We start from the raw sequence: 12172 nt of genomic DNA on the forward strand, positions 1-12172 counted from the left end.
CGCCGATGCTGACGCCGATGCTGATGCCGACGCCGACTTCGAGCTAGTAAATGTCGATGTTGCTGCGAATCTGGAGCGTGAAATCAGCTATGAGCCGGAAGAAACGCCGGATACGGGTAGCGATAGCCAGTTCGACTTGCTTGGTATCGACCTTCTAAGTGGACTCGCCAACCTGGATATTGGCTCTGGTGACCACCCGCTAGTCGAGTTCAGTCTGGATGAAAATACCAACGAGACCACGTTCAACGTCGATATCTCTGGAGCTCTGGAGGTCGGTGTACTGGACGACTATGTTCTGATCGTTGAAAGCTTTGAGAACGGGGAGTGGGGACGTGTCGAGGATGGTGAGAATAATCTCGACGAAGGACTGCTTTCACTGAGTCTGCTTGGCTTGGGTGGTACTTCAGGGCAGGTGACTCTGGAAAATCTGGATGCGGGCGACTATCGCGCCACCCTGGTTCCCGATCCAAGCTTGATCAATGTTGGTGTGGCCATCACTCGTGAGCTTGACGTTACCGCTACCGACTTGCTGGAGGTTGAGGACATTACAGTTGGTGAGGTTGCGGAAGGCAACTTTATTGATGAGGCCGCTAGCGGAGATGCCGGCAACCTGGAAGTTCAGTCCATCGCCTTCAATGGTACTGAGTTCACGCCTGTGAATGGTGAGATAGAAGTCGTTGGTGAATATGGCACTTTGGTCATAAATGCCGATGGTTCTTACACATACACGCCGAATGCAGAGGCGGGCAGCGCAGGTGTGGATAGCTTCACAGTGAACGTCGTGGATACTGTGACTAACGAAGAAAAATCCGCGAATATCAACGCTGAAGTGGCACTAGTCGATGTGCCAGGCGAAGGGGATGCCGACGCACCAGATATGCCGACGGCAGCTTTCAATGCTGCAGGTAACGAAGTTACCGGTGAAGCCGAGCCGAGCAGCACGGTCACGGTGTATGACGAAAACGGTGAAGAGATAGGTACGGCGATTGCCGATGAAGAAGTCGGCAGCTACACCGTTACGCTGGATGAGCCGTTGTGGGTACCGCCACCGCCGATGCAGGAACCGGCAGCTATAGCGTGGAACTTGATCCGGCCCTGGCCGACGGTGAAGAGGTAACGGTGACGGCCACTGATGGTTCAGGCAACGAATCCGAGCCAACCACCGCGATCGCATCGGATACCACCGCACCGGATGCGCCTACCGCCGAGTTCAACGCTGACGGCGATATGGTCACCGGTGACGCCGAGCCGAGCAGCTCAACCCCCGCGACCGCACCGGATACCACCGCACCGAACCTGCCGGGCGTGACCATTGGTAATGGTGATGCCTTCCTTACCACCGATGATCTTGATGAGGATGGCAATGTCGAAGTCACCATCGACCTGACCGACACCAACGCCGAGATCGGTGACACTCTGACCGTCAATGGTGTGGAAACCACCTTAACAGAGGAGCACATCAACGCTGAGGAAGTAGTGACCGAGGTTGAAGCGCCGGAGGGTGGTGGGACCCTGGAAGTCACGGCCCACTTGGCCGATGCTGTGGGTAACGTATCCGCCCCCGGTACTGCCAGTGCCACAGCGCTAATAGATGGTGAAGCAACCGCTAATTTAGGCAACCAGACCAGCCTGGACTACACGCCGGATAGTACCTCTGAGGTGCAGGTAATCGATCTTCTGGATAGCTTCCCAGAAGATGCGGGCACCACCGTGATTGTTGGAGACAATGAGGACTTCAACGCCTTCTCTGGGGATCTGGAGGTCGAGGTCAGTCAAGTTGGGCTATTGGCAGTGGCCGGTGCCTTCCGTGTCGATGTCTACGATGCAGGCGGTAATCTCGTGCACACCGCAGCCACCGCGGACAGTCCCTTGGTCGGTGATGTGGCCGGCCTGGGTATATTGGGGCTAACGGATGACGGAGCGCTAACCACAAAGGTTACCGGGCTGGAACCTGGGCAGTATCAGGTCATTGTGCGCAGCGATGAGAGTGCATTGAACCAACTGGTCGGCGATCTCACTCTGTCGGAGTTGGGCGATAGCGGTGTTGTGCTGGGTGAAGAAAATCAAGAGGTGGTGCTGGGTGCCGTGGAGGATGCCCTGAATGGCACTGTTCCTGTTCTTGACCTCTTGGGTCTTGGCTTAGGCACTGTCGTTGTCGGAATCCTAGAGCCAGTACTGGATACCACGACAGAGCTAGGGGCTGGAGAACTGGTCGATACCATTGTCGGCGGCTTGAACGATCTTGGCCTGACCTATCTGGTAGATGAGGTGCTCGATGCAGTTGCTGATGCCTTGCTCACCGAGACCCTGACGCTGCTCGAGCAGACCGAAATTACCACCACGCTGACCGAGCACGGCCTGGAGGGCGATGGTATCGCTGAAGGCACCGTGGACACGGGGGCTGGGGTAGTTGGCAGTGTGATAACGGAAGTCGCCAATAGCAGCGGACAAACCGTGCAACTGGAGGCTGGCACGGCAACCATTGCGGGGCTCTACGGTGATCTGGTGATCAATGAGGATGGCAGCTACACCTATACCGCCAATGGAGATATCGCCTCGCTAAACCAGCAGGAGACGTTTACCTACACGGTATCCGATGGCGACAGCCAGGCAGAGGCGGAGCTCACTGTTACGATCGAGGGCGAAATTCCGTTCTCGGCTAGTGATGATACCGCCACCATCGATATCGAATGGACAAACGTCACTGATAACGACTTCCACCAGGATGAGGGGTCGGCCAGCTCCGTTCTGCTAGTCTTGAACTTACCCTATGAAGGTGAAGAATTCGAGATCGAGCCTAATATGGAGCTGTCAGGCGTCGTTATCGCTTCTTCGTCGGTTAATCTTCTTGGCGGTGGCAACCTTAACATCCAGCGGCTTGACGATAACGAAAATTGGGAAACGGTTCACTCTCAAGAGTTCGGCAACTTGGTGGGTGTGGCTAATGAAGTAGCCAGTATCGATATTGCTGGACTGGATCTCGACCCCGGAACTTACCGAGTCCATTCACAGATCACTGGTGTAACAGCAGATGTCAACATCGATGGTAGCTTTGCCGCTACCTACCTTGATCAGTTCGAGTCCGCTTTCGTACCGGTATCGGGCAATCTGCTGGATAACGATGAGGCGATAGGCGCAAGTTTGGAGATCCTTGAGCCGGATACGGGGGACTATGTTGAGATCGGTGATGAGCCGATAACGATCGAAGGAGATTATGGCTCCCTGACCGTGGATGCCAACGGCAACTATAGCTACACGCCAAACGGTGACCTGGAGCACTTCACTGAGCCGCACTCGGAGGCGTTTGTCTACCAGCTTACCCACCCCAACGGCAGTACGAGTGAGGAGGCTACGCTGATCATTGAGCTTGAAGCGGTCGATGGGGAGGCGAGCCAACTCGACGATGAAGGCATTGCTGCGATGAGTACCTTCAGCCTTAGCGATATGGACTTCGGTGATGACACCGAAGAGCTGGTATTCCCTGAGTCTGAGGACAGCAACGAAGAGGAGGAGCAAGTAACGAGTGGTACTGATGGCTTTGAGGAGGTGCCAATGGGCGACTTCTCCGAGCCGAAGAATCCGCTTGACGATGAGTTTGATCAGACTCCTATGATCTGATTAGTACTCTAACGTTGGCATAACTGCCAAAGCACCGGGCCTTCGGGCCCGGTGTTGTTTTGAAGTTATTTGAAATCATCCATGAGACGATAAGCAGCGTTCAACATTAGGCCGTTGTGGGCTGAGTCGCTACGCGCTGTATTCGGCCATGATTAGGCAGTCTCGCTTTCCAGCCAAGCAACGATTTTATGCATTCCTGTGCTGTTTGAGCCTTTTACGAGCACACCGTCGCCATCGTTGAAGGTATCTGCCAGCACTGTTTTTAACGCATCAATAGACGCCACGTGGGCACCTTGCTGCGTAGCAGGCAAACGCTCCCAGAATGTTCGGTAATGGGGCCCAACGACATACAGTGTGTCGATTTTAGTACGCTCGACAGCCTCTAAAAGTGCCGTGTGGTACTGCTCGGCTGATGGCCCCAAATCTTCCATATGCCCCAGAATGGCAACTCGTTGTCCTTCAACAGCGAGATGTCCCAGTCGATCCAATGCTGCGGCCATTGAGCCTGGGTTGGCATTGTAGGCATCATTGATTAGTGTGAATTGGCGACCCTTAAAACGAATAAGTTTCTCCTCTCCACGGCCGGGTAATGGGCGGAATGTTTTTAAGCGTTCTAGTATTGATGCTAGCGGATAGTCTAGTGCCGTAATGACGGCTATTACTGCAAGGCTATTCAAGGCCATATGGTGGCCTGCTGCTCCAATTTCCACGCGTTCCTGTGGGCCGCCGTAACGTGACAATGTGGCAACCTGCGTTACGTTTTCATAGCTAATCAGTCGTATGTCACTCTGCTCGTGTTCGCCAAACAATATGACGCGTTGCTCGTTCTTAATGGCGGCCGAGTAGACCATTTCAAACTCGAGCATATCTCGGTTGATGACAGCGATCCCACCCGGTGACATACCCTCGAAAATGGCGCTTTTGACGCGAGCAATATCAGCCACTGTGTGTGAGCTACCTATATGCGCCGGATGGACGTTTAGGAAAACAGCAACATGCGGCCGTGCCATTCTGGAACTGGTCGGCATTCTGCCGACTGCCATTTCTAGTACTAGGTGTGGCACATCCCATCCTGCTGAAGATAGGTTCCAGGCAACGCCATGCGGTAAATTTGCATTGTGTGCACTGGCATAAACGTCACCTCGGGTTGCTAGCGCATGTGCCAGCATAGCCACGGCCGTCGTTTTACCTGAGCTTCCAGTCACTCCGACAACAACACCGCTCAGCTGATTTCGAGCATAGCGGCCAAGGGCTAAGATTGCCTCCCCGATGTTGTCGACCTCAAGTATTGGGAGTTCGTTGCTTTCTAGCGCCATCGTGGATGATGAGGATGAACTCACCATGATACCTGCTGGTGTTGGTAAGGTGCTCACGCGACTTGGCAGAACGCCGACCTTCTCACCCTCGCCTCTCACAACCACGAGGTCGCCACCACAAACGCTCGGAGCGAAATACTTAACTCCCTTTGCGAACCAGTCGTGTGTAGGCCGTCGAAGCCAGCGCCCCCCTGTGGCTGCTTCTATGTGATGGGCATTCCAGGCGCGGTCGTTGACCACTGGGTAGGGGGCGCAGGGCGCTTTTAGATAGTGGGTCAAGAACGCAACATACCCTGACAAATAGTGCTCCACATCATCGATACGTACACGGAAACTGTGGTGGCGAATAAAAAAGCTACCCATGATGCGCTGCGGGTTCTGAAAGTAGATAGCAAATTCTGGCCAGAAAAAACCATTGAGCAGGTAGTGTGCCCGTGCTTCTAATGCGCGGTAGAACTTCTTAAGATCAATTTGCTCCAGCAGGTGTTGATGCTGCTTGCTGGTTTCCAGGCGTGTAATCATTTTGTGAGCTGCCATCATCAATTCAAGCAGCGTTGGGAAAGTCGTAATACGTCCCATCACAAAATTAAGATGCCCTGAAACGTTTTTGATACCAAATTGGTAGTAACGCTCTTCTGGTCGGTAAAGAGTTAATTCATTGACGCAGTAGCTAAGCCAGTGGTCGTGAGTTTTCCAGTGGTCTTTTTCGATAAAATACTCAAAAGCGCTTACAACGGTGTTTAGCCAGCGTTCGTCTTTAGTAAGGCCGTATAGGCGCATTAGGCCGAAAGCGGCCTCGCCATCGTAGTATATGATACGAAACTCTTCTTTTATGCTGAGATCGTCGGCATTTAAAACGTGATGGAACTGGCCAGTGTCCTGATTTTGCATGCGCTGTATACCGAGCGCCAGCTGCTCCATAAGCGGCAAGTATTGCTGGTCATTAGTAAGCTCTGTGTATTTAACAAGGGCAAGCAAGCATACCGCGTTGCCGCCGAGCTTTATTTCGTTGTTGCTGTCTTGTAAGTAAGCGAGGGTTTCTCCAGAAGGTAAGGTATATTGGCGAATTAATTGGCTCGTTAAGTGCTCCATAGAGCGGTCTATTGCAGACTTTAACTCGCTACTTTGAGTGACTTCCCATGCTTCAAGCATAGAGTACGTGGTACTGGTGTGGCGAAGCGTATTGTAGGCGTTGATTTCTCTGTCGAAGCAGGGGTGAATGCCATAGATAAAGCGGCCTTTTGCATCGACCTGCTCTGCCAGGAATTGGCTGGATTGCTGGATTAATGAGGTAACCTGAGCAGGGTCTAGCTGCTCGATAATTCGCCGCCCGGTATTGCGACCTTCTTGACCGCCGCTATAGCCGTGAAGCAGTTCATGCGGTTTGTCGGGTTGCACTAAAATGGCTTGGGTGGTGAACAGCAGGGCTTGATCTTGGAGGGCTGGTAATGAGAAGTGCTTACCGTAGCGCTTCACACCATAGCTGAGAAAGTTTTTCTTGTTCAGTGCGGCTTTTGGCTGATTGCCACCTAGGTACAGCATGGCGTTTGCGTTGAGTTCTTGCTCAAGAAAGGCGTAGCGGAAGTTGGTATCTAGACAGACGCCATAGCGGAAATAGTTGCGCTTTACGCTTTGCATCTCTTTTAGGCAGTCGGCCCATGGCATGGCCCGCGTTCCGGTTACCCAGTCAATACGTAGCCAGCGTACCTTAGGCGACTCTTTAAATTTTCGTTGTTGCCAGTCGGCGAGCTTTTTCCACACCTCGGCTAGATGCTTACCTGAAAACTGCACCACGGTTGCTCGTTGCAAGCCATCCGTGAATGATAAAAAGAGGGTAAGTGATTTGTTTACTGATAAATGGGCTTTCGACAGCTCTGCTTCCAGTGGCGCTTTTGCCTGCACAATTAACTCTGAGAGTTTTTTTGTGGGGTGCTGCTTGATCAGGCTGCGTACCTGAGGCTGTTTGGCCTTTGGTTGGGCACTACGTGCGGCGGTAGGCTTTTTCACTGTTGGTTGCTGGCGCATGCTGTGCTTCTCTTTGTTAACGTCGCGAAAACACATGGGTATGGTGCGTTAACGCTTTATGTTTGGCTTAAATATCACATTTTAATTAGTGCGTGTCATTAGCGCCGGAGAGTAGCAACCCATGCTTTTTCTGGGTTAATTAGAAGTTTTGCTAATCAGCTTTAAAAGAACTTGCCAAGCGTAGGGGTGGTCTGTATTATATGCATCCGTTCGAGGGGGTCGTTAGCTCAGTTGGTAGAGCAGTTGACTTTTAATCAATTGGTCGTAGGTTCGAATCCTACACGACCCACCATTCGAACCAGTTTATAGCGCCAAGTGGTCAACTAGGTGCGTAGCAAAATTTGGGTCGTTAGCTCAGTTGGTAGAGCAGTTGACTTTTAATCAATTGGTCGTAGGTTCGAATCCTACACGACCCACCAAATTTAACGCCCCTGGTAGCTTGCTGCCAGGGGCGTTTTGCTATTCGGTGATGAAGCGTCCTAACGCACACTTTATGCTTGCAGCGGGCAACGATTTAACACCACAATAGTCTTAGTTATAGCTACCAATGATGTCTCGGTAGCGCTGCCCGCACTAATGGCGGGCAGAGCGATGAGTCACCGCGAGAGACGCAGCGACTCGTCGCATCGAGTGCGGCGTTTGCGGAGTGCACGCGCCGTGACCGGTGTTTAACAGGGGGATTCCCTGTTCGTCACAGTGGTAGACACGATGACTATTATGACTACTCAAGCTGAGCTTGACGCTCCGCTCCCCAGCCCGTACTGCCCCACCCGCATTCCTGCGGAAGATGAGGCGCGGGTAGCCGAAATCAAGCAGTTGCTAAAAGCACACAATGCGGTGCTCGTCGCCCATTACTACACCGATGATGCCATTCAACAGCTGGCTGAAGAGACCGGTGGCTGTGTTGCTGACTCCCTTGAAATGGCGCGCTTTGGTGCGCGGCACGATGCAACAACGCTGGTGGTTGCAGGTGTACGCTTCATGGGGGAAACAGCGAAAATTCTATCCCCAGAAAAACGCGTTTTAATGCCCACCCTGGAAGCGACCTGTTCGCTGGATATTGGTTGCCCTGCTGACGAGTTTAGCGCTTTTTGTGATGCGCATCCGGATCGTACCGTTGTGGTATACGCCAATACCTCGGCTGCTGTAAAAGCGCGCGCTGACTGGGTCGTCACCTCTTCGATTGCCGTCGACGTTATTGAGCACCTTCAAGCCAAAGGTGAAAAAATACTGTGGGCGCCGGATAAGCACTTAGGTGGCTATATCCAGAAAAAAACCGGTGCAGATATGCTGATGTGGGACGGTGCCTGTATCGTTCACGAAGAGTTCAAGGCAAAGGGGATTGAAGATCTTAAGCGTCTTTACCCTGAAGCCGCTGTACTGGTGCACCCAGAGTCGCCCGATGCCGTGGTCAAACTGGCCGATGTGGCAGGTTCAACCTCTCAGTTGATCAAAGCCGCGCAAACGTTGCCCAATGACAAACTGATCGTTGCTACTGATCGCGGTATTTTCTTTAAAATGCAGCAGGCGGTGCCCGATAAAACGCTATTTGAGGCGCCCACAGCAGGTAACGGTGCGACCTGTCGTAGCTGCGCACATTGCCCGTGGATGGCGATGAATGCTCTGGATAACTTGGCGGGTGCGTTGCGTGACGGTAGCGGTGAGATTTTTGTTGATGACACGCTGCGGTGGCAGGCGTTAAAACCATTAGAGCGAATGCTGAACTTTAATGCCTAGTGTATAAACTCTCCATGGCAGCAAGGCGACAGCCCGAATGCGATAAGCATGCGGGCTGTTTTTTTGAAACATCAAAACTTCTCTAGTGCCTCGCGGTATTCAATGAACGCTTCCCTACGTTGTTCGATACGCGCCAGTGCCTGTTGATCATTCTCTTGCTGTGCGGCATCTTTGGCGATGCTCAACTGACGAATGCCGCGGTCAATTCTGCCTGTTAGCTGTAAGTGTTCTGCTCGCGCTAAGTGTCCCCAGCCGTCATAGCCGCTTCGTCCGGCTGCTTCGGCAAGAAGATTGAACCCTTGAGGGGTTTCAGGGTGCTGAGCAGTAATATCACGTAATAACTCATAAGCTGCTTGAGGATCGCGCTGGAGCTGGGCTTCGGCTAACACCAATTGAGCAGGTAAGTAGTTGGGCATGATGCGCAGCAGGCGCTGGCTACGCGTAATAGCCTCCTCATAGCGTTGTGCTTCTAGCGCAACGGTGGCGGCAGAAGCCGGTAGCATGCCATAGTCAGGTAGCTCGCGGGCCAATTGGTCAAGGGTTTGCAGTGCGTTGTCTGTTTGGCCATTGCGGGCTGCCATTAGCGCTGATAGGTAGCGTTGCGCTTGTTCTTCGCTATCCTCTTGAGCAAGTCGTGACGCAGCTTGTTGCGGTGTGTTGTGGTAAATGCTCAAAAGTGCGCGGGCGCGCATCATGTCGTATAACGTGTCGCTGGTATAGGCGTCGGCAATATTTAGCTGTGATGCGCGTGCTTGAGCATCACTTAGTCGGCTATCGCTCACCGGGTGGGTAAGTAAGAACTCTGGTGGTGTGCCGCCCTGGAGTCGTGCCATCCGTTGCATGGCACTGAACATACGTACCATCGCATCTGGGTTGTATCCAGCACTTGCCATTGCCTGCAGGCCAACCCGGTCGGCTTCTTGCTCAAAGCGTCGTGAATAGGACAATTGGTCTTGAATGAGCGCCGCTTGGGAACCCATAGCAGCGGCCATGCCCGCATCGCCGCCACCGCTGGCGGCAATGAGCATGCCTGCCAGCATGGCGGCCATTGCAGGCAGCTGTGTTTGCTCCGCACGTGCACTGCCCCTGGCGTAGTGTCGTTGAGATAGGTGGCCCAGCTCGTGGGCGATAACCGACACAAAGGCTCCCTCATCTTCAGCAAAGGCGAATAGCCCTGAATTGATACCTATGACCCCGCCAGGGACTGCGAAAGCATTGAGAGAGCCGTTATCAACCATCACGGTCGTTGTGCGAAGGTTGCCAAGCTGGCTGTGGGGAGCAAGGCGTGCAACTAGACTATCTAGGTAGTCATTTACAATAGGGTCTTGCCACTGTGGTGCTTGGGCACGAAATTGACGAAGCCAAGCGCGCCCCAGGCGATACTCTTCGTTACTGACAGAGGTTGAAGCGCCACCTAGGCTTGGGAGCTGATAATCGTCGAAGCCAAAGCTGGGTGGGCTAACACTGGCGACACTCAGCATGAACGCTAGCGCGTAGGCTCGGCGAGAAAGTGTGAATCGAAGGTGCAGCATGGCATCCTCATGGTGTTCCTGATATTCAAGTAATATACGCAGCAAACAGCGGTGTGACATTGATTCAGGCAGGTAAGTGCCGTTAAATCAAATTCTCAGCGACCGTTTTAAAGAAATAGTTTATGTAACAATGCCGTATTCAAGTAAGTATTTTGATCAAGTAGGTATTTTGGGGGAGAGGGTATGTCCGAGCACACAGAGTCCAGGTCAAACGCTAGCATTAAGCCCGATACGGTGCTGGATGCTACCGGGTTGCACTGCCCGCTGCCATTATTAAAAGCCAAACAGGCATTGGCTGGGCTGGCCCCTGGTCAATTGCTTGAAGTAAGAGCAACGGATGCTGGTTCGTGGCGTGATATGGCATCTTTCACCGAGCTTAGTGATCATGTGTTAGAAGCGCGCGAGCAGCATGGCGATATGTACTATTTTTGGATACGCAAAGCAGGGATGTCTCACTCATGACCATGCGCACTATTCTGAAAAGTTGGATTGATCGCTACTTTTCAGACGAAGAGGCGTTAATTCTTCTCTTGGTATTGGTAGCTGGTTTTGCGGCCATTATTTGGTTTGGCAGGATGCTGGCGCCGTTCTTCACCGCGCTGGTGATCGCTTTTTTACTGCAGGGCGTAGTGAGTGCCTTGACGCGGCGCGGTGTGCCTCATTTGCTAGCGGTCATTGTTGTGTTTGTGGCGTTTGTTAGCGTGTTGCTAACAATGGCCTTTATTTTGATGCCGCTGATATGGAATCAACTTGTCGGGCTTGTTCAGGAGACGCCGCGTATGTTTGCTAGCGGCCAAGGGTGGTTAGACGAACTTCAGGCCCGTTATCCTAATTTAATCACTCCCGATCAAATGCAGAGCTGGATAGGCGTTGCCAGTCGGGAAATTAGCCAGCTAGGACAGCGTGCATTAACGCTGTCACTGGCATCGCTCGGCAATATTATGTCGTTGATTATTTACTTAGTGTTAGTGCCGATACTGGTATTCTTCATGCTAAAGGATCGCCAGTCTTTGGTAGGTTTTACGCTGTCGTTGCTACCGCAAAAGCGTACGCTGTTAACGCGTATTTGGCATGAGATGGATCGTCAGATTGCTAATTACATACGCGGCAAATCGATAGAGATTATTATCGTTGGTACGGTTGCTTTTTTTACCTTCGCTTTCTTTGGCTTACCTTACACCGCCTTGTTAGCAGTGCTGGTGGGATTTTCTGTTCTGGTGCCATACATTGGAGCGGCGGTAGTCACCATCCCAGTGGCAGCCGTTGCCGGGTTTCATTTTGGGATCAGTGAGCAGTTTGCTTATGTGGTTGTCGCTTACGGCGTTATTCAAGCGCTTGATGGGAATGTGCTTGCACCGGTGTTGTTTTCAGAAACGAATAATATTCACCCGGTTTCCATTATTGTCGCGGTGCTGTTTTTTGGTGGTATCTGGGGGTTCTGGGGCGTTTTCTTTGCGATTCCCCTGGCCACCCTACTAAAAGCACTGGTTTATGCATGGCCAAGAGGAATAGCCGAGAGAGAAGGTGAAAAGCAGCTTCCATTGGCTGAACATTAGCAGGCGCCACCTGACCGTAGTACGTGAAGCGCGAACGGAAAAATTGCCTGCGAATCAGTCGCGGCACCGCTTCGCGCTGTACCCGCCCAGGATGCGGTGCTCCTGGTTTTGTTAGTTGGCGTGAAGCGCTTCTGCTGCTGTTAGTACGTCATCAACATGCCCTGGTACCTTAACGCCGCGCCACTCTTGAACAAGCTTACCCTCGCTGTCGATTAGGAAGGTACTGCGCTCAATGCCAAGATGCTCTTTGCCGTACATCTTTTTAAGTTTGATAACATCAAAAATCTGGCATACGGTTTCGTCCTTATCGGAGATAAGCTCGAAGTTAAAATCTTGCTTGGCTTTGAAGTTCTCCTGAGCACGGATACCATCTCTAGAAACGCCGATA

The 12172-nt window shown here is 52.4% G+C and carries 8 protein-coding genes and 2 tRNA genes; 7 read left to right on the forward strand and 3 right to left on the reverse strand.

What is annotated here, in order from left to right:
- On the forward strand, positions 1-1117 hold a 1117-nt coding region (locus INT22_RS21890), incomplete at its 5' end, for an Ig-like domain-containing protein (RefSeq protein WP_319022064.1).
- Entirely contained in the window at positions 1036-3618 is a 2583-nt protein-coding gene (locus INT22_RS10590; RefSeq protein ID WP_193068199.1) for a BapA/Bap/LapF family large adhesin, read from the forward strand. The genes INT22_RS21890 and INT22_RS10590, both read left to right, overlap by 82 nt.
- Positions 3619-3770: 152 nt before the next feature.
- On the opposite strand, the gene INT22_RS10595 is transcribed toward INT22_RS10590, so the two are convergent.
- On the reverse strand, positions 3771-6959 hold the full coding sequence (locus INT22_RS10595; protein WP_193060843.1) for a UDP-N-acetylmuramoyl-tripeptide--D-alanyl-D-alanine ligase: 3189 nt from the start codon (positions 6957-6959) through the stop codon (positions 3771-3773).
- Between the two features lie 216 nt (positions 6960-7175).
- Here INT22_RS10595 and INT22_RS10600 point away from each other — a divergent pair.
- From INT22_RS10600 to nadA, 3 genes are all read left to right on the forward strand, one after another.
- Positions 7176-7251, forward strand: a tRNA-Lys gene (locus tag INT22_RS10600).
- Between the two features lie 51 nt (positions 7252-7302).
- A tRNA-Lys gene (locus INT22_RS10605) sits at positions 7303-7378 on the forward strand.
- 289 nt (positions 7379-7667) lie between these two features.
- Positions 7668-8696, forward strand: coding sequence for a quinolinate synthase NadA (nadA, locus tag INT22_RS10610; protein WP_193060842.1), 1029 nt, complete (start codon positions 7668-7670; stop codon positions 8694-8696).
- Positions 8697-8767: 71 nt separating this feature from the next.
- Here nadA and INT22_RS10615 read toward each other — a convergent pair whose 3' ends face one another.
- The gene (locus tag INT22_RS10615; protein WP_193060841.1) at positions 8768-10228 is read right to left on the reverse strand and encodes a M48 family metalloprotease; all 1461 of its coding nucleotides are present in this window, start codon (positions 10226-10228) and stop codon (positions 8768-8770) included.
- 183 nt (positions 10229-10411) lie between these two features.
- Between INT22_RS10615 and INT22_RS10620 the strand changes: the two genes are divergently transcribed.
- Together INT22_RS10620 and INT22_RS10625 are read left to right on the forward strand one after the other, a co-directional pair.
- Positions 10412-10690, forward strand: a complete 279-nt coding sequence (locus INT22_RS10620; protein ID WP_089039771.1) for a sulfurtransferase TusA family protein — start codon at positions 10412-10414, stop codon at positions 10688-10690.
- A complete protein-coding gene (locus INT22_RS10625; protein WP_193060840.1) occupies positions 10687-11784 on the forward strand; it encodes an AI-2E family transporter in 1098 nt (365 codons plus the stop codon). The genes INT22_RS10620 and INT22_RS10625 overlap by 4 nt, the downstream gene beginning before the upstream one ends.
- 111 nt (positions 11785-11895) lie before the next feature.
- Here INT22_RS10625 and INT22_RS20740 read toward each other — a convergent pair.
- The coding region (locus INT22_RS20740; protein ID WP_226912604.1) for a peroxiredoxin at positions 11896-12172 on the reverse strand (277 nt) is incomplete at its 5' end.

The sequence above is a fragment of the Halomonas sp. 3D7M genome, assembly GCF_014897885.1.
GTDB lineage: Bacteria > Pseudomonadota > Gammaproteobacteria > Pseudomonadales > Halomonadaceae > Vreelandella.

What these genes read in the sequence shown, in the direction of transcription:
- INT22_RS10620 (WP_089039771.1), top strand. Translation starts at nt 10,412, where the DNA reads ATGTCCGAGCACACAGAGTCCAGGTCAAACGCTAGCATTAAGCCCGAT.
- nadA (WP_193060842.1), top strand. Translation starts at nt 7,668, where the DNA reads ATGACTATTATGACTACTCAAGCTGAGCTTGACGCTCCGCTCCCCAGC.
- INT22_RS10615 (WP_193060841.1), bottom strand. Translation starts at nt 10,228, where the DNA reads ATGCTGCACCTTCGATTCACACTTTCTCGCCGAGCCTACGCGCTAGCG.
- INT22_RS10625 (WP_193060840.1), top strand. Translation starts at nt 10,687, where the DNA reads ATGACCATGCGCACTATTCTGAAAAGTTGGATTGATCGCTACTTTTCA.
- INT22_RS10595 (WP_193060843.1), bottom strand. Translation starts at nt 6,959, where the DNA reads ATGCGCCAGCAACCAACAGTGAAAAAGCCTACCGCCGCACGTAGTGCC.